Annotated in this window: 17 protein-coding genes; 6 read left to right on the top strand and 11 right to left on the bottom strand. The window is 65.2% G+C overall.

Annotation, left to right across the window (positions count from 1 at the left end; translation table 11 throughout):
* Positions 1-34 precede the first annotated feature (34 nt).
* The gene (locus tag BSE24067_RS12700) at positions 35-973 is read left to right on the top strand and encodes a carbohydrate kinase family protein (protein ID WP_151068172.1); all 939 of its coding nucleotides are present in this window, start codon (positions 35-37) and stop codon (positions 971-973) included.
* Between the two features lie 19 nt (positions 974-992).
* Positions 993-1,466, top strand: coding sequence for an outer membrane lipoprotein (locus BSE24067_RS12705; protein WP_059465339.1), 474 nt, complete (start codon positions 993-995; stop codon positions 1,464-1,466).
* A gap of 216 nt (positions 1,467-1,682) precedes the next feature.
* Here the strand turns inward: BSE24067_RS12705 and BSE24067_RS12710 are convergent, their stop codons facing one another.
* The 7 genes from BSE24067_RS12710 to BSE24067_RS12740 all read right to left on the bottom strand — a co-directional run bounded on the left by BSE24067_RS12710 (position 1,683) and on the right by BSE24067_RS12740 (position 9,610).
* Positions 1,683-2,339, bottom strand: coding sequence for a histone H1-like DNA-binding protein (locus BSE24067_RS12710; protein ID WP_151068171.1), 657 nt, complete (start codon positions 2,337-2,339; stop codon positions 1,683-1,685).
* A gap of 28 nt (positions 2,340-2,367) precedes the next feature.
* Positions 2,368-2,694, bottom strand: a complete 327-nt coding sequence (locus BSE24067_RS12715) for a hypothetical protein (RefSeq protein ID WP_151068170.1) — start codon at positions 2,692-2,694, stop codon at positions 2,368-2,370.
* Between the two features lie 82 nt (positions 2,695-2,776).
* On the bottom strand, positions 2,777-3,988 hold the full coding sequence (locus BSE24067_RS12720) for a ribonucleotide-diphosphate reductase subunit beta (protein ID WP_059500930.1): 1,212 nt from the start codon (positions 3,986-3,988) through the stop codon (positions 2,777-2,779).
* A 364-nt stretch (positions 3,989-4,352) separates the two neighbouring features.
* Positions 4,353-7,343: a ribonucleoside-diphosphate reductase subunit alpha gene (locus BSE24067_RS12725; RefSeq protein ID WP_151068169.1), complete on the bottom strand. Its 2,991-nt coding sequence runs from the start codon at positions 7,341-7,343 to the stop codon at positions 4,353-4,355.
* 455 nt (positions 7,344-7,798) lie between these two features.
* Entirely contained in the window at positions 7,799-8,389 is a 591-nt protein-coding gene (ampD, locus tag BSE24067_RS12730) for a 1,6-anhydro-N-acetylmuramyl-L-alanine amidase AmpD (protein WP_151068168.1), read from the bottom strand.
* Positions 8,386-8,703 carry a PP0621 family protein gene (locus BSE24067_RS12735; protein WP_174904772.1) on the bottom strand — a complete coding sequence of 106 codons (318 nt, stop codon included), beginning with the start codon at positions 8,701-8,703 and terminating at the stop codon, positions 8,386-8,388. Before BSE24067_RS12735 ends, ampD begins: the two co-directional genes overlap by 4 nt.
* 13 nt (positions 8,704-8,716) lie before the next feature.
* Positions 8,717-9,610: a cytochrome C assembly family protein gene (locus BSE24067_RS12740; RefSeq protein ID WP_151067961.1), complete on the bottom strand. Its 894-nt coding sequence runs from the start codon at positions 9,608-9,610 to the stop codon at positions 8,717-8,719.
* Positions 9,611-9,699: 89 nt separating this feature from the next.
* Here BSE24067_RS12740 and ffh point away from each other — a divergent pair, with 89 nt between their 5' ends.
* Positions 9,700-11,067, top strand: a complete 1,368-nt coding sequence (ffh, locus tag BSE24067_RS12745; protein ID WP_151067959.1) for a signal recognition particle protein — start codon at positions 9,700-9,702, stop codon at positions 11,065-11,067.
* Between the two features lie 104 nt (positions 11,068-11,171).
* Positions 11,172-11,723, top strand: a complete 552-nt coding sequence (locus BSE24067_RS12750; RefSeq protein ID WP_059768342.1) for a hypoxanthine-guanine phosphoribosyltransferase — start codon at positions 11,172-11,174, stop codon at positions 11,721-11,723.
* Positions 11,724-11,808: 85 nt separating this feature from the next.
* Here BSE24067_RS12750 and BSE24067_RS12755 read toward each other — a convergent pair whose 3' ends face one another.
* Positions 11,809-12,417, bottom strand: a complete 609-nt coding sequence (locus BSE24067_RS12755; protein WP_151067957.1) for a MarC family protein — start codon at positions 12,415-12,417, stop codon at positions 11,809-11,811.
* A 21-nt stretch (positions 12,418-12,438) separates the two neighbouring features.
* On the bottom strand, positions 12,439-14,175 hold the full coding sequence (locus BSE24067_RS12760; RefSeq protein ID WP_151067956.1) for a proline--tRNA ligase: 1,737 nt from the start codon (positions 14,173-14,175) through the stop codon (positions 12,439-12,441).
* Between the two features lie 218 nt (positions 14,176-14,393).
* Here BSE24067_RS12760 and BSE24067_RS12765 point away from each other — a divergent pair, with 218 nt between their 5' ends.
* A complete protein-coding gene (locus BSE24067_RS12765) occupies positions 14,394-15,041 on the top strand; it encodes an RNA pyrophosphohydrolase (RefSeq protein WP_151067952.1) in 648 nt (215 codons plus the stop codon).
* A 13-nt stretch (positions 15,042-15,054) separates the two neighbouring features.
* On the top strand, positions 15,055-15,663 hold the full coding sequence (locus tag BSE24067_RS12770; RefSeq protein ID WP_151067950.1) for a CNP1-like family protein: 609 nt from the start codon (positions 15,055-15,057) through the stop codon (positions 15,661-15,663).
* Between the two features lie 103 nt (positions 15,664-15,766).
* Here the strand turns inward: BSE24067_RS12770 and proB are convergent, their stop codons facing one another.
* The gene (gene proB, locus BSE24067_RS12775) at positions 15,767-16,885 is read right to left on the bottom strand and encodes a glutamate 5-kinase (RefSeq protein WP_151067948.1); all 1,119 of its coding nucleotides are present in this window, start codon (positions 16,883-16,885) and stop codon (positions 15,767-15,769) included.
* A gap of 88 nt (positions 16,886-16,973) precedes the next feature.
* Positions 16,974-18,086 (bottom strand): Obg family GTPase CgtA, encoded by a 1,113-nt coding sequence (gene obgE, locus BSE24067_RS12780; RefSeq protein ID WP_151067946.1) that lies wholly within the window; start codon positions 18,084-18,086, stop codon positions 16,974-16,976.
* Positions 18,087-18,126: the final 40 nt, after the last annotated feature.

The raw sequence follows: 18,126 nt of genomic DNA on the forward strand, positions 1-18,126 counted from the left end.
CCGCTTCCCTTCGCTCTCTACAGGAACGCACGCCTTGACTACGCTGATTTGCGGCTCGCTCGCCTACGACAACATCATGACCTTCGAAGGCCGGTTTCGCGAGCACATCCTGCCCGACCAGGTTCACCTTCTGAACGTGAGCTTCCTCGTGCCGACGATGCGTCGCGAATTCGGCGGTTGCGCGGGGAACATCGCTTACGCGCTGCACATGCTCGGCGGCGACGCGCGCATCATGGCGACGGTCGGTGCGATCGATGCCGACCGCTATCTCGAGCGTCTCGACAGCCTCGGCATTTCGAAGGCCAGCGTGCGCGTGGTGCCCGACGCGCACACTGCGCAGGCGATGATCACGACCGATCTCGAGAACAACCAGATCACCGCATTCCACCCTGGCGCGATGATGCAGTCCCACCTGAACCGCGCGGACGAAGTGCCGGGCGTGAAGCTCGGCATCGTCGCGCCGGACGGCTTCGACGGGATGGTCCAGCACGCCGAGCAATTCGCGAAGGCCGGGATCCCGTTCATCTTCGATCCGGGCCAGGGCCTGCCGCTGTTCGACGGCGCGACGCTGCGCCGCATCATTGAACTCGCGACCTTCGTCGCGGTCAACGACTACGAGGGCAAGCTCGTCAGCGACAAGACGGGCTGGTCCGAGAACGAAATCGCCAGCCGGGTTCAGGCGTTGATCATCACGCGCGGCGAGCACGGCGCTACCATTCTTCACAAAAACGGCGAAGAACAGATTCCGGTCGTGCAAGCAGAGCGCGTCGTCGACCCGACCGGTTGCGGCGACGCGTTCCGGGGCGGCCTGCTGTACGGCATCGAGAACGGCCTCGACTGGGCAACCACGGGCCGCCTCGCGAGCCTGATGGGCTCGATCAAGATTGCCCACCAGGGGCCTCAAACTTACGCATTGACGCGCGCCGATATCGACGCGCGCTTCGAGGCTGCCTTCGGGTACAGTCTCAAATGAATATTGTGGGAGAGCAAAGATGTTGACCAAAAAAACCCTCACGCTCGCGGCCATGCTGACGGCCACGCTCACGCTCGCCGGCTGCTTCACCGCGCCGGGCTCGGCGGATGTCTATAGCGTCGGCCAGGCGCAGCGCGAACAGACGGTACGCATGGGCACGGTCGAAAGCGTCCGCGCGGTGCGCATCCAGTCCGACGGCGGCGGCAGCGCGATCGGCACGCTCGGCGGCGGCGCGCTCGGCGCGGTTGCGGGCAGCGCGATCGGCGGCGGCAAGGGGTCGATCCTGACGGCCATCGCGGGCGGCCTCGTCGGCGCGGTCGCGGGCAACGCGGTCGGCGAAAACCTCAGCACGGCGAACGGCGTCGAAATCACCGTGCGCCTCGACAACGGCGACTTGCGCTCGATCACGCAGGCGGCGAGCGGCGAGATGTTCCGCGCCGGCGAGCGGGTGCGACTGCTGTCGAGCGGCGGCGTCACGCGCGTCACGCACTAACGAGCATCCTCAGCACGCGGCGCAAGCCGCGGTCGAACGCATGTGCGCAACTGCACATGCGTTTTTTTTCGTCCGCGCTCGGCCACCGGAGTCGCGCAACAACGGATACGGACGAAAAAAATCCCGCCACCTGAGCCAGATGGCGGGATCGATTGAGTAGCGCTACTCAACCCGCGGACACCACGCGAGTGTCCGGGTGGTACGGGTCAGCCGCGATTACGGACGGCTGCCGGTCGGGAACGGCCATGCTGCTGCCGGATTGAGCGCGGTCTTCACGCCCGATGCCGGCGCAACCGATGCGGTCGACGCGGTGGTTGCCGGTGCAGCCTTCTTCACGACGGCCTTCTTCGGAGCAGCAGCCTTCTTCGCCGGTGCGGCAGCCTTCGGTGCAGCAGCAGCCTTCTTCGCAGGGGCGGCCTTCTTCGCCGGTGCTGCCTTCTTCGCGGCGGCCTTCTTGGCAGGCGCGGCCTTTTTCGCAGCAGCCTTCTTCGCCGGCGCGGCCTTCTTCGCCGCAGCCTTCTTCGCCGGTGCGGCCTTCTTCGCTGCAGCCTTCTTCGCCGGTGCGGCCTTCTTCGCCGCAACCTTCTTCGTCGCGACCTTCTTGGCTGCAACCTTCTTCGCCGCGGCCTTCTTCGCCGGCGCTGCCTTCTTCGCGGCAACCTTCTTCGTTGCGACCTTCTTTGCCGCGACCTTCTTCGCAGCAGCCTTCTTCGCCGGTGCTGCCTTCTTCGCGGCAACCTTCTTCACCGCGACCTTCTTCGCAGCAACCTTCTTCACTGCTGCGGCCTTCTTCGCCGGAGCAGCAGCCTTCTTCGCAACGGTCTTCTTGGCAGCGACCTTCTTAGCAGCCGGTTTTTTCTTGGCAGTAGCCATGTTGTTCTCCTTCAGGTTCAGATGAGAGTCAGTTCAAACTACACCCTTCGTCAAAACCCGCTTCCCGCGGACGCTGTTCAGCACGTGCGCTTCGAAGCGGGCTATTCATCGGCGTACGCGGATACCACGCGCTTACGCTAATGAATACGGTATGGCGCGCGTGACCCCATGGCCTCGCGCGCCAAATCAAGTCGGTAGCCGGCGCGCGTCGCGCCGCTACCCCTAATCGCTTGATCAAGCGGACCGCCACACGGCTGCCCGCTTTTTCCGGAGGGAAGTTTGCCCATCCCACTGAAGGGTTCGCAAAGTGCCGATCATGTCGTTGGGCCGTTAAGGCACCGGGCATGCTTTGCATCAGGCGTTCTTGCTCCTAAACCTTGGGCCGGGGCCGAGAGGCCGCCGGCTGCTCCATCATGTGACGGGCTCGCTGCTGCGGGTTATTCCCAGGACAGCGCGCCGCCCGTCTGATACTCGATCACTCGCGTCTCGAAGAAGTTGCGTTCCTTCTTCAGGTCGATCATCTCGCTCATCCAGGGGAACGGGTTTTCCTCGTTCGGGAACAGCGGATCGAGGCCGATCTGCTGGCAACGGCGGTTGCTGATGAAGCGCAGATAACTCTTGAACATCGACGCGTTCAAACCCAGCACGCCGCGCGGCATCGTGTCTTCGGCGTAGCGGTATTCGAGTTCGACAGCCTGCTTGAACAGCTCGCGGATCTCCGCGCGGAATTCCGCGGTCCAGAGATGCGGGTTCTCGAGCTTGATCTGGTTGATCAGGTCGATGCCGAAATTGCAGTGCATCGACTCGTCGCGCAGGATGTACTGATATTGCTCTGCAGCACCCGTCATCTTGTTCTGGCGGCCGAGCGCGAGGATCTGCGTGAAGCCGACATAGAAGAACAGCCCTTCCATGATGCAGGCGAACACGATCAGCGACTTCAGCAGCTTCTGATCCGCTTCGAGCGTGCCGGTCTTGAAGGCCGGGTCCGTCAGCGTATGGATGAACGGGATCAGGAATTCGTCCTTCGCACGGATCGACGGCACCTCGTGGTACGCGTTGAAGATCTCCCCTTCGTCGAGGCCGAGCGATTCGACAATGTATTGATACGCGTGCGTGTGGATCGCCTCTTCGAACGCCTGGCGCAGCAGGAACTGCCGGCACTCGGGCGCCGTGATGTGGCGGTACGTACCGAGCACGATGTTGTTCGCCGCGAGCGAGTCGGCCGTCACGAAGAAGCCGAGATTGCGCTTGACGATACGGCGCTCATCCTCGGTCAGACCGTTCGGGTCCTTCCACAGAGCGATGTCGCGGGACATGTTGATTTCCTGCGGCATCCAGTGGTTCGCGCAACCGGCCAGATACTTTTCCCACGCCCACTTGTACTTGAACGGCACCAGCTGATTGACGTCAGTCTGGCCGTTGATGATGCGCTTGTCCGCAACGTTGACCCGCGCTTCCGAACCGCCGGCGGGAACAGCCGATGCTTGCGGCGGCACCGCGAGATCGCCTTCGAAGATGTCACGGACCTGATGGGCGGCAGGCGTTGCAGCCTGCATTCCGACGGCCATCCCTGCGGAGGTGCGCATCGCGTTTTGCTGCGCTCCGCTCGCGGGGGTTACGGCAGTCTTCTCGTCATCCCAGTTGAGCATAAATTCTCACCATCAATTTAGAACGGTTTGTACCATCTTTTCCTGAGCGATAAAAGGGTTCGCTCACGAAAAATCCTTTTTTCGATTCGCGTTGCGACCTCGATACAACACTTTGAGCAACGCATCGTCGTTCATGCAGAGCGCGACGTGTGTCGCGCATGTATCGCGAGGTGCGCTCGACGCATCGAACGCTGATCGAAACGCGACGTCGTCGGGGATGTTTCGATCGCTTTGTCACTGCTTGCAACGCAGGTGTCGCGCTACAGATTCCTTATCATTTTTTTAGTTGAGAGCGGCGCACACTTCAACCTCGATCGGTTGTCGTGCGCGCCGCCCGAACCTTCTTCAGGTCATGCGCGCTGCGTTACTGGCACGCTTCGCACTCGTCGAAGCCCGGATCGCCCGGACGCATCGTGCACACCGGACCGTCCGCTTCCACCGGCGCGAGCGCCGCCGCGCCGATCGCACCCGACGATGCATCGCCGCCCGCCGCACCGAAGCTGCCCGCTGCGCCCTGCGCGCCGCCGCTGCTCGAACCGCCGCTCGTCGGCACCGCGTTCAGCGCGCCGTGCGCGACCGTCGACTTCTCGACGTGCGTCGCCGCCATCGTGCGGAGGTAGTAGGTCGTCTTCAGGCCGCGCAGCCATGCGAGCTTGTAGACCTCGTCGAGCTTCTTGCCCGACGCGCCGCCCATGTAGATGTTCAGCGACTGCGCCTGGTCGATCCACTTCTGGCGACGCGATGCCGCTTCGACCAGCCACGTCGGGTCGACTTCGAACGCGGTCGCGTAGATCGCGCGCAGGTCGGCCGGGATGCGGTCGATGCGCGACAGCATGCCGTCGAAGTACTTCAGGTCGGCGACCATCACTTCGTCCCACAGCCCGCGTTCCTTCAGATCGCGCACGAGGTACTCGTTGACCACCGTGAACTCGCCCGACAGGTTCGACTTCACGTACAGGTTCTGGAAGGTCGGCTCGATGCACGCCGACACGCCGATGATGTTCGAGATCGTCGCCGTCGGCGCGATCGCGACGCAGTTCGAGTTGCGCATGCCGTGGGCGGCGATCCGCGAACGCAGCGCCGTCCAGTCGAGCGACTCCGACGTGTCGACCTCGACGTAGCCGCCGCGCGCTTCCGCCAGCAGCTTCAGCGTGTCCTGCGGGAGAATGCCGCGATCCCACAGCGAGCCGCGGTAGCTCGAGTAGCGGCCGCGTTCCTCGGCCAGCTCGGTCGACGCGTAGTACGCGTAGTAGCAGACCGCTTCCATCGAACGATCGGCGAACTCGACCGCCGCCTGCGACGCGTACGGCGTGCGCAGCAGGTGCAGGCAGTCCTGGAAGCCCATGATGCCGAGGCCGACCGGACGGTGCTTCAGGTTCGAGTTACGCGCCTTCGGCACCGCGTAGTAGTTGATGTCGATCACGTTGTCGAGCATGCGCATCGCGACGCTGATCGTGCGCTTCAGCTTGTCGTGGTCGAGCGCGTAGCTGCCGTCGGCCTGCTTCACCAGGTGGGCGACGAGGTTCACCGAACCCAGGTTGCACACCGCGATTTCGGTGTCGCTCGTGTTCAGCGTGATTTCCGTGCACAGGTTCGACGAGTGGACGACGCCGACGTGCTGCTGCGGCGAGCGCACGTTGCACGGATCCTTGAACGTGATCCACGGGTGGCCCGTCTCGAACAGCATGCCGAGCATCTTGCGCCAGAGCTGCTGCGCCGGGATCTTCTTGAACAGCTTGATCTCGCCGCGCGCGACCTTGTCTTCGTAAGCCGTGTAAGCCGCCTCGAATTCAGCGCCGAACTTGTCGTGCAGGTCCGGGCAGGTCGACGGCGAGAACAGCGTCCAGTCGCCGCCTTCCATCACGCGCTTCATGAACAGGTCGGGAATCCAGTTCGCCGTGTTCATGTCGTGCGTACGGCGGCGGTCGTCGCCGGTGTTCTTGCGCAGCTCGAGGAATTCCTCGATGTCGAGATGCCACGATTCGAGGTACGCGCACACCGCGCCCTTGCGCTTGCCGCCCTGGTTGACCGCGACCGCCGTGTCGTTGACGACCTTCAGGAACGGCACCACGCCTTGCGACTTGCCGTTCGTGCCCTTGATATGCGAGCCGAGCGCGCGCACGCGCGTCCAGTCGTTGCCGAGGCCGCCGGCGAACTTCGACAGCAGCGCGTTTTCCTTCAGCGCTTCATAGATGCCGTCGAGGTCGTCCGCGACCGTCGTCAGGTAGCACGACGACAGCTGCGAGCGGTGCGTGCCCGAGTTGAACAACGTCGGCGTCGAACTCATGAAGTCGAAGCTCGACAGCACGTTGTAGAACTCGATCGCGCGCGTTTCGCGGTCGATCTCGTTCAGCGACAGGCCCATCGCGACGCGCATGAAGAAGGCTTGCGGCATTTCGATGCGCGTGCCTTCGACGTGCAGGAAGTAGCGGTCGTACAGCGTCTGCAGGCCGAGGTAGCCGAACTGCAGGTCGCGGCTCGCGTCGAGCGCTTCGCCGAGACGCTTCAGGTCGAACTGCAGCAGCTTGTCGTCGAGCAGGCCGGCGTCGACGCCGCGCTTCAGGAACTGCGGGAAGTATTCCGCGTAGCGGGCCGACATCTCGGCCTGCACGACTTCCTCGCCGAGGATCTCGCGACGGATCGTGTGCAGCAGGATGCGGGCCGTGACCTGGCTGTACGCCGGATCCTTCTCGATCATCGTGCGCGCAGCGAGAATCGCCGAGTCGTAGACCTGGCTCATCGGCACGCCGTCGTACAGGTTCTTCACCGTTTCCGCGACGATCGGGTCAGGGTTAACCGCAGCGCCGAGGCCGTCGCATGCCGACACGATCAGCGCGCGCAGCGCGTTCATGTCGAGCGGGCGCGTGACGCCGTTGTCGACGACGTTGATGCCGGTGCTCGACTCGCCGCCCGCTGCTGCCGCTTCCTCGCCCGCATGCTGACGCTCGAGGTGGCGCTTCTCGCGATACAGCACGTACGCACGCGCGACGTTGTGCTCGCCGCCACGCATCAGCGCGAGTTCGACCTGGTCCTGGATGTCTTCGATATGGAACGTACCGCCGTTCGGGCGGCTGCGCACGAGCGCGCGCACGACGTTGTGCGTGAGCTGCTCGACGAGTTCGCGCACGCGCGCCGATGCCGCGCCCTGCCCGCCGTTGACGGCCAGGAAAGCCTTGGTCACCGCAATCGCGATCTTCGAAGGCTCGAACGACACCACGCTGCCGTTGCGGCGGATCACCTTGTAGTCGGCGAACGTGGCCTGCGGCGCGAGCGCCTGCGCGCCCTGTTCGGTCCCGCCGAGCGGACGGCTCGAGGCGCTCTCGTACTGGGACGTCGCGTTGTCGGTGGTTTGCATGTGCAAAGCTCCTGGTGTTGGATGGTGCGGAGAGAACCGCGGATTAAAACGAACGCCGCGCGATGCGGTGCGCGAGCGGTAAGAGGCGAGCGATGCGTCGGGGAGGCCGGGCCGGCCGATGCGCGACAACAACCGGTCCGGTCGTGTGCTTCGTCATGTATACCCCGCCCCGTCGAAGTTCGCTGCGCTTGATCGCGACACCCTGACCGCCCGGCCCGGCGCGCCGCACTGAGAACCCTGTCCGCCGGCAGTGGCCGCCGGCCGGTGCCGCTCGGGTTTTCCCTGCGACACACACTATATCTAGTACAGAACTACTCAACTGGCACCAAGTATAGTGGACATTCGGACGAGGTCAAAACGGAGAATTTGCGATAGAGGTCTTGACATCGCTCGCGTGCAGACACGACAAGGCATTGGTCGGAGAAAAAACTTTCCCCGCTCAAAAAACCCGGCGCTCAGTGCTGACGGAAAGGAAAGTATCCGGCCGAAAAGCCGGCATCGCGTGCGAAGCGTTGCCAATCGAAGTGCGGGCCGGGATCGGTCTTGCGGCCCGGCGCGACGTCGGAATGACCGGCCACCGCGTCGATCGGGTAGCGCGCGGCGAGCGTGCGCGCGAGCACGCCGAGCGTCGCGTACTGGGCGGCGTCGAACGGCACGTCGTCTGCGCCTTCGAGTTCGATGCCGATCGAGAAGTCGTTGCAGCGCGGCCGCCCGAAGAACTCGGACGCGCCCGCGTGCCATGCGCGCTCGTCGCACGACACGAACTGCACGAGTTCGCCGTCGCGGCGGATCAGGAAGTGCGCGGACACGCGCACGCCGCGCAGGTGACTCTGGTAATAGGGGTGCGCATCGCAGTCGAGGCGATTCAGGAACAGCGCCTCGATCGCGTCGCCGCCGAACTCGCCGGGCGGCAGGCTGATGTTGTGGACGACGACGAGCGTCGGCACAGCGCCCGCGGGCCGCGCCTCGTAATTTGGCGACGGTGCGTGGCGCGCCTCGCGCACCCAGCCGTGCGCGTCCACCGACAGCAGCGCCGCGTCGCTCATCGCGCGTCGTGGCCGCTCGCGCGGGCGCCGTGGCGCTGCGCGTGCTCGGTGCTGCAGAAGTATTCGCCGCCCGCGGCGACGGCGTCGCCCTTCGGCGCGTGCACGCCGCATTCGGCGCAGCGCACCATCGGCTCGGGCAGCGCGCGCGCATCGCCGTTCGCCCGCGACGCGCCGGCGCCGCCTTGCCCGGCCGCGCCGTCGTGGCCGCCCGCGCGGCCGGTGCGCGCCTGTGCGTGCTCCTGAGCCTGGCGCAGCTTGCGCGCGAGCCACGAGCCCGCGAAGAAGAGAAGAATCAGGAGAAGAATCTGTCGCATCGGAAACCTGCGTTCAAACCACGGAGCGGTGCAGCAGCACCTCGAAAACGAACCGGCTGCCGACATACGCGAGCAGCAGCGCGGCAAACGACACCAGCACCCAGCGCGCGGCGCCGCGCCCGCGCCAGCCCGACGTCTTGCGAGCGACCAGCAGGCCGCCGAACATCAGCCACGACAGCACCGCGAACACGGTCTTGTGGTCGAGCCGCAGCGCGCGCGCATCGACCTGCTCGCTGAACAGGATGCCCGATGCGAGCGTCAGCGTGAGCAGCACGAAGCCGGCGCCGATCAGGCGGAACAGCAGCTTCTCGAGCGTGAGCAGCGGCGGCAGCGTTTCGAGCCAGCTCGCGATCCAGCCGGTCGAGCCGTCGCGCCCGCCGCTTCTCAGCGACTGCAGCCGCCGCTCGACCATCAGCATCAGCACCGCGTGCAGCGCGGCGATCGCGAACAGGCCGTACGCGATGTTCGCGATCAGGAAGTGCAGCTTGAACAGCGGTGCTGCGGCATAAGGCAGCACCCGCACGCCACCGAACACGAGCGGCAGCAGCGACGCGCCGCACGCGAGCGGCAGCACGAGCAGCCGCAGGCTGTCGAGCGGGAAGAAGAAGCTCTCGATCCAGTAGATGCCGGCGCCGAGCCAGAACATCGCGGACAGCGCGAACGCGAAGCCGAACACCATCGCGTCGTGCGGGAAGATCGTCGTGTGCAGCAGCACGCCATGCGCGACGAGCGCCGCGAACAACAGTGCGCGGCCGGCCCCGCTCATCCCCGACGCGGCGGACGCCGGAACCGGCACGGCCGGCACGCTCGCGACGAGCGGCGCCGCGCCCTGACGGTGCGTGCGCCAGCCTGCGACGGCGAGGCCGCCGTACAGGAATGCGGTGAGGGCATACAGTACAATATCCATGTTCGAAGTTTACACTAGGCCCCCTTCCCGCGACGGCTCCGTTTGTTCGGTTCCGTTGCGCCTTCGGGCCCCACTGTCCATCGCTCCCCATGCTCGACAATCTCACTCAACGGATGGCGCGCGTCGTCAAGACGCTGCGCGGCGAGGCCCGCCTCACCGAGGCGAACACCCAGGAGATGCTCCGCGAGGTGCGTCTCGCGCTGCTGGAGGCCGACGTCGCGCTGCCCGTCGTCCGCGAATTCATCGCCAAGGTCAAGGAAAAGGCGCTCGGCGAGGAAGTGATCAGCAGTCTGTCGCCGGGCCAGGCGCTCGTCGGCGTGGTCCAGAAGGAACTGACCGCCGTGATCGGCGGCGACTACGAAGGCAAGGCCGCCGAGCTGAATCTCGCGGTCACGCCGCCCGCCGTGATCCTGATGGCCGGCCTGCAGGGCGCCGGCAAGACCACGACCGCCGGCAAGCTCGCGAAGCTGTTGCGCGAGAAGTACAAGAAGAAGGTGCTGACGGTGTCGTGCGACGTGTATCGCCCGGCCGCGATCATGCAGCTGAAAACGGTGAGCGAACAGGTCGGCGCCGACTTCTTCCCGTCGACGCCGGACCAGAAGCCCGTCGACATCGCGCTCGCGGCCGTCGACTGGGCGAAGCGCCACTACCATGACGTGCTGATCGTCGACACGGCCGGCCGCCTCGGCATCGACGAAGCGATGATGCAGGAAATCGCCGCGCTGCACGGCGCGCTGAAGCCGGCCGAAACGCTGTTCGTCGTCGACGCGATGCTCGGCCAGGACGCGGTCAACACCGCGAAGGCGTTCAACGACACGCTGCCGCTCACCGGCGTCGTGCTGACCAAGCTCGACGGCGACTCGCGCGGCGGCGCCGCGCTGTCGGTGCGCCACATCACGGGCAAGCCGATCAAGTTCGTCGGCGTCGCCGAGAAGCTCGACGGCCTCGAGGTGTTCCATCCGGACCGGATGGCGAACCGAATCCTCGGCATGGGCGACATCCTCGCGCTCGTCGAGGAAGCGCAGCGCGGCGTCAACGTGCAGGCCGCGCAGAAGCTCGCCGACAAGGTCAAGAAAGGCGGCGACTTCGACCTCAACGATTTCCGCGCGCAGATCTCGCAGATGAAGAACATGGGCGGCCTGTCGTCGCTGATGGACAAGCTGCCCGCGCAGTTCCAGCAGGCGGCGGCCGGCGCCGACATGAGCCAGGCCGAGAAGTCGATCCGCCGGATGGAAGGGATCATCAGCTCGATGACGCCCGCCGAGCGCGCGAAACCCGAGATCATCAAGGCGACGCGCAAGCGCCGCATTGCGGCCGGCGCGGGCGTGCCGGTGCAGGAAGTCAACCGGATGCTGAACCAGTACGACCAGATGCGTACGATGATGAAGAAGCTGAAGGGCGGCAACATGCAGAAGATGATGCGCGGCCTGAAGGGCATGATGCCCGGCATGCGCTGATTCGCCCGCCGGCCGGCGCGCGGGTTTTTGCCGTAGCGCGCGCCGTCCGTTCTGCTTCATTCTTGTTTGTATCTTGTTTGTATACCGACTGCTCGCCAGAACACATGAACCGCGAAGAAGCCCTCCACATTTTCGACCACTCCGAAGAGATCGTCTCGGCCGATGCCGTCAACGCATCGATCGCCCGGATGGCCGACGCGATCCGCGCCGAGATCGGCGACGCGTTCCCGCTCGTTCTCTCGGTGATGGGCGGCGCCGCGGTGTTTACCGGGATGCTGCTGCCGCATCTCGATTTCCCGCTCGAATTCGACTACATCCACCTGACCCGCTACCGCAACACGACGCAGGGCAGCCCGGAGATGCACTGGCGCGTCGCGCCGCGCGAATCGGTGAAGGACCGCATCGTGCTCGTGCTCGACGACATCCTCGACGAAGGCGAGACGATGGCCGCGATCCGCGACCGCATCCTCGACATGGGTGCGAAGCGCTTCATGTCCGCCGTGCTGTGCGAGAAGACGCTCGCGAAGCCGAAACCGCTGCACCCCGACTTCTGCGGCTTTTCGGTGCCGGACCGCTACGTGTTCGGCTGCGGGATGGACGCCAAGGGCTACTGGCGCAACCTGCCGACGATCCGCGCGCTGACCGCGAACGTCTGACCGCCCTGCCCGCGCTATAAAGAAAAAGCGGCGCTCCGGTTTCCCGGAGCGCCGCTTTTTTCGTCGGCTCGCCGCGCCGCACGTGCTATGGCTGCAACTGGTGCACGAACACGCGGATGCCCGCCAGCAGCATCTCGACCGAGATCGCGACGAGCACGAGGCCCATCAGCCGCTCGAACGCGGCGACGGTCCGCTCGCCGAGCCATGCCTGGATCCTTTCGGCCAGCACCAGCGTGATCGCGCAGACGATCATCGTGACCGTCAGCGCGCCGACCCACTCGAACATCTTGCCGGGCGCCTGCGACGTCAGCAGCATCACCGTCGCGAGCGCGGACGGCCCGGCGAGCGCCGGAATCGCGAGCGGCACGATGAACGGCTCGCCGCCGGCGCGCGGATCACTGCCGAGCGCGCCGTCCGGGTGCGGGAAGATCATCCGCAGCGCGATCAGGAACAGCACGATCCCGCCGCCGAGCCGCAGCGACAGGTCGGTGAGACTCATCATCCGCAGGAAGCGGTCGCCGACCACCATGAAGAACAGCAGGATCACGAATGCGATCCCCACTTCGCGCAGGATCAGCTTCACGCGCCGCTCGCGCGGCACATCCCGCATTGCCGTGATGAACAGCGGGATGTTGCCGAGCGGATCCGTGATCAGCACGAGGAGCACGGTGGCCGACAGGAAGGTGTATTCCACCGTGTCCCCCGGTTGCCGCGCTTAGCGCGCGAGCGCGGCGCGGATCTTCTCCGTTACCGTCGCCGCGGCCGCGTCGGCCGGCAGCAGCGTCGCTTCCGTATCGCGGCGGCCCTGGTACTCGATCTTGCCTTCCTTCAGGCCGCGCTCGCCGATCACCAGACGGTGCGGCACGCCGATCAGCTCCCAGTCGGCGAACATCACGCCCGGGCGCTCGCCGCGATCGTCGAGAATCACGTCGATGCCGGCGGTGTTCAGTTCCGCGTACAGCTTGTCGGCGGCCTCGCGGACCATGTCGCTGCGGTCATAGCCCATCGGGCACAGCACGACCTCGAACGGCGCGATCGACTCGGGCCAGATGATGCCGCGGTCGTCGAAGTTCTGTTCGATCGCCGCACCGAGAATGCGCGTGACGCCGACGCCGTAGCAGCCCATCAGCATCGGCTGCGGCTTGCCCGACTCGTCGAGGAACGTCGCGCCCATCGCTTCCGAGTACTTGGTGCCGAGCTGGAACACGTGGCCGACTTCGATGCCGCGGCAGATGTCGATCACGCCCTTGCCGTCCGGCGACGGATCGCCCTTCTTCACGTTGCGCACGTCGGCGACTTCCGGCTCCGGCAGGTCGCGGCCCCAGTTCACGCCCGCGATGTGGTAATCGACCTCGTTCGCGCCGACGACGAAGTCGCTCATGTTCGCGACCGTACGATCGGCGATCACCTTCACCGGCTTCTTCGTGCCGACCGGGCCGAGATAGCCCGGCGGCGTGCCGAACCATTCGACGATTTCCTGCTCGGTCGCGAAGCGATGATTCTTCAGCCCCGGCAGCTTCGATACCTTGATCTCGTTCAGATCGTGGTCGCCGCGCAGCATCACGAGCCAGATGGTCGGCTCGGCGCCTTCGTTGTCGGTCGCGAGCACGATCGACTTGATCGTGCGCTCGAGCGGGATCGCCAGCAGTTCGGCGACGGCCTCGCACTTCGCCTTGCCGGGCGTCGCGACCTTCTGCATCGCTTCGGCCGGCGCCGCGCGCTCGGGCGTCAGCGGCAGCGCTTCGGCCGCTTCGACGTTCGCGGCAAAGTCGGACGTCGGGCAGTAGGCGATCGCGTCCTCGCCGGTATCGGCGATCACGTGAAACTCGTGCGAGAAGTTGCCGCCGATCGAGCCGCTGTCGGCGGCGACCGCGCGGAATTCGAGGCCGAGGCGCGTAAAGATGCGCACGTATGCGTCATACATCTTGCGATACGACTCGTTCAGGCCGGCCGCGTCCTTGTCGAACGAATACGCGTCCTTCATGATGAATTCGCGACCGCGCATCACGCCGAAGCGCGGACGGATCTCGTCGCGGAACTTCGTCTGGATCTGGTAGAAGTTCACCGGCATCTGCCGGTAGCTCTTGATCTGGTTACGCGCGATGTCGGTGACGACTTCCTCGTGCGTCGGCCCGATCACGAAGTCGTTGTCCTTGCGGTCCTTGAAGCGCAGCAGCTCGGGGCCGTACTGCTCCCAGCGGCCCGATTCCTGCCACAGCTCCGCCGGCTGCACGGCCGGCATCAGCAGTTCGATGGCGCCCGCCCGGTTCATTTCCTCGCGCACGATCGCCTCGACCTTGCGAATCGAACGCAGGCCGATCGGCAGGTAGTTGTAGATGCCGCCGGCGACACGACGGATCATGCCGGCGCGCACCATCAGCTTGTGGCTGACGATCTCTGCGTCGGCGGGTGCCTCTTTGAGGGTGCCGATAAAGAAACGGGAAGCTTTCATGCGGACGGTTCCAAATACGGCGCCCCAACGCGGGGCGCCCGAAAAAGTTTCAAGGTGAAAAAGCTGCGCGCGACGGACGACGATGGCGCAGATGACGTAGCAGACAAATCAGGGACAATTCAGTCGATGCACCCCGCGCGGATTCGCTCCGTCACGGTGCGCAGCGCCCGTTATCTGTTTATAATCAAAGCAATTTTAAAGGATTCGAAGGTGGTTGTATGCTGGATCGTGAAGGCTTTCGCCCGAACGTCGGCATCATCCTCTTGAACGCGCGCAACGAGGTGTTTTGGGGCAAGCGGCTCCGCGAGCATTCCTGGCAGTTTCCTCAAGGTGGGATCAAGTACGGCGAGACCCCCATGCAGGCGATGTACCGGGAGCTGCACGAGGAGACGGGCCTGCATCCGGAACACGTCAAGATAATCGGCCGCACTCGCGACTGGTTGCGTTACGAGGTGCCTGACAAGTTCATCAAACGCGAAGTACGCGGCCATTACCGCGGCCAGAAGCAGATCTGGTTCCTTCTGCGGATGATCGGACGCGATTGCGACATTTGCTTGCGCGCGACCGATCACCCGGAGTTCGATGCGTGGCGCTGGAACGAGTATTGGGTGCCGCTCGATGCGGTGATCGAGTTCAAGCGGGATGTCTATCAGTTGGCGCTGACGGAACTGTCGCGCTTCCTGCGCCGCCCGGCGCAGCGAGCCGAAAAGCCGCGTGGGCCGCGTCCGTCGCGCTATCCGCGCGTCATCGGCGCGCAGGCCCAGCAGACGCTGACGGTTGTCGACACATCGGTGGTCTGTTCCGAGATCGAAGTGGAGGCGAGCACGCTCGACGAGATGCCGCCCCGCCAGATCGTCGGCAAATGACGAGTCGGACTGCATGACCGGGCGCGACCTTGGTGTCGCGCCCTTTTTTTACGAGGAATGCATATTGAAAGCGATTGCTCTCGCGCTCGCATCGGTCGTCGCGGCGGCCACGCTGGCCGGTTGCGCGAATTCGAAGACGCCGACCAACAAGGATGACAGCGAATTCGTGTATCTGCTGGACCGCCAGGGCAACTGGAAGGAAAACCCGGTCGACACGCTGCCGCCGCTGCCGCAAGCGGCCGACCTGCTGCCGTTCAACGTATCGCAGAACACGCCGCTCAAGTTCTTCGTCGATGCGAAGTCGCTCGCGGTCGGCACCGACGGCGTCGTGCGCTATGCAGTCGTCGTCACGAGCCCGGCGGGCGCACGCAACGTGATCTACGAAGGTATCCGTTGCGACACGTACGAATGGCGCCAGTATGCGGGCCTGAACGCCGATCACGACGGCTGGGACCGCACGGTCGAGAACGACTGGCGGCGCATCGAGAACGGCGAGCTGAACGCGTACCACTCGGCGCTGTATCAGGACTACTTCTGCGCGAACAAGATGCCGCAGGGCACGACCGCGCAGATCCTCGAGAACATCAAGTTCCATCGCACCGCGATGAGTCAGCTGCGCTGACCGCCGCAACGCGGGGGACAATTCCCCACCGTCATGAAAAAGCCCGCATTGAGCGGGCTTTTTGTCGTTTCGCGACGCCTGGCGCTACACGCCACGCCGGAGGTCACACCAGCACGAGGTTGTCGCGGTGGATCAGTTCCGGCTCCAGCATGTAGCCGAGCACCGTCTCGATCTCGCCGCTCGGCTTGCGCTGAATCAGCTTCGTTTCCGCGCTGCTGTAGTTCGTGAGGCCGCGCGCCACTTCACGACCGTCCGGGCCGACGCACGCGATCACCTCGCCGCGCGCGAACGCACCCTGTACGCCCGTCACGCCGATCGGCAGCAGGCTCTTGCCGCCGGCCGTCAGCTTCTCGACCGCGCCCGCATCGATCACGACGTGCCCGCGCACCTGCAGATGATCGGCCATCCACTGCTTGCGCGCGGCCATTCGCGCGGTGCGCGCGATCAGCTGCGTGCCGATCGCCTCGCCCGCCGCCAGCCGCACCAGCACGTCGGCTTCTCGGCCGCTGGCGATCACGGTGTTCGCGCCGCTGTGCGCCGCACGCTTTGCCGCGAGTATCTTCGTCAGCATCCCGCCACGGCCGAGGCTCGAACCTGCGCCGCCTGCCATCGCCTCGAGTTCCGGCGCACCTGCGCTGGCTTCGGCAACGAGCGTCGCGTTCGGATCCTTGCGCGGATCGGCGGTGAACAGCCCCGACTGGTCGGTCAGGATAATCAGCGCGTCGCCTTCGATCAGATTCGCGACGAGCGCGCCGAGCGTGTCGTTGTCGCCGAACTTGATTTCATCGGTGACGACCGTGTCGTTCTCGTTGATGATCGGCACGACGCCGAGCCGCAGCAGCGTGAGCAGCGTCGAGCGCGCATTCAGATAGCGCTCGCGATCGGCCAGGTCGGCGTGCGTGAGCAGAATCTGTGCGGTGCGGATGTCGTGCTCGGTGAAGCGGCTTTCGTACACTTGCGCGAGGCCCATCTGACCGACGGCCGCCGCTGCCTGCAGTTCGTCGATCTCACGCGGACGCTTGTTCCAGCCGAGCCGCTGCATCCCTTCCGCGATCGCGCCCGAACTGACGAGCACCACTTCCTTGCCCTGCGCGCGCAGCGCGGCGATCTGAGCCGCCCAGCGGCCGATCGCAGCATGATCGAGCCCCTTGCCGTCGTTGGTCACGAGGCTGGAGCCCACCTTCACCACCAATCGCTTCGAATCCGCGATGATCGAACGCATCGTGCGCCGTCTCCTATCTGATGCCTGCCCGACCGGGCGCGATTAAATCACGGCACCGGGCGTCGCGCCCGGTGAGTTTCCTGCCCGCTCAGGCGTCGCCGCCGGACGTCGCACCGCCATCGGCCTGCGGCGCATCGCGGAACCGCACGTCCGCAGCCAGATCTTCCTCTTCCGCCGCGCGATGCGCGTCCGAATGCTCGGCGAGGTAGTCGTAGATCGCGTAGCACAGTGCTTCGCAGCCCTGTCCGGTGAGCGCCGAAATTTCGAACACCGGGCCGTCCCACTCGAACCGGTCGAGGAAATCGGCAACGCGTGCTTCACGCTCGTCTTCCGGCACCATGTCGAGCTTGTTCAGCACCAGCCAGCGCGGCTTTTCGTAGAGCGCCTCGTCGTACTTGCGCAGTTCGCCGACGATCGCCTTCGCTTCGGCGACCGGGTCGACGTTTTCATCGAACGGAGCCAGATCGACCAGATGCAGCAGCACACCGGTGCGTTGCAGATGCCGCAGGAACTGATGACCAAGGCCCGCGCCTTCGGCGGCGCCTTCGATCAGCCCCGGAATATCGGCGATCACGAAGCTCTTGCTCGGCCCGACGCGCACGACGCCCAAATTCGGCGCGAGCGTCGTGAACGGATAATCGGCGATCTTCGGCTTCGCATTGGACACCGACGAGATGAAGGTCGACTTGCCGGCGTTCGGCATGCCGAGCAGCCCGACGTCGGCGAGCACCTTCAGTTCTAGCCGCAGCATGCGGCGTTCGCCGGGCTTGCCGTCCGTCTTCTGGCGCGGCGCGCGGTTCGTGCTCGACTTGAAATGCAGGTTGCCGAGGCCGCCAGCGCCACCCTTCGCGAGCATCACCTGCTGCCCGTGCTCGGTCAGATCGGCGATGAGTTCGCCCGTGTCCATGTCGGTCACGACCGTGCCGACCGGCATGCGCAGCGTGATATCGTCGCCGCCCTTGCCGTAGCAATCCGAGCCGCGGCCGTTTTCGCCGTTGCGCGCTAGATGCTTCTTCGCGTAACGGTAGTCGATCAGCGTGTTGATGTTGCGGTCGGCGATCGCGTAGACGTTGCCGCCCCGGCCGCCGTCGCCGCCGTCCGGACCGCCGAACGGAACGAATTTCTCGCGGCGCATCGACGCGCTGCCATCGCCTCCGTCGCCGGCGATGACTTCGATTCGTGCTTCGTCAATGAACTTCATTCGTCACTCCGACCAGTATTTCCGCTATTGTGCCGCGCGC

This window comes from Burkholderia latens (assembly GCF_902499045.1).
Classification (GTDB): Bacteria; Pseudomonadota; Gammaproteobacteria; order Burkholderiales; family Burkholderiaceae; genus Burkholderia; species Burkholderia latens.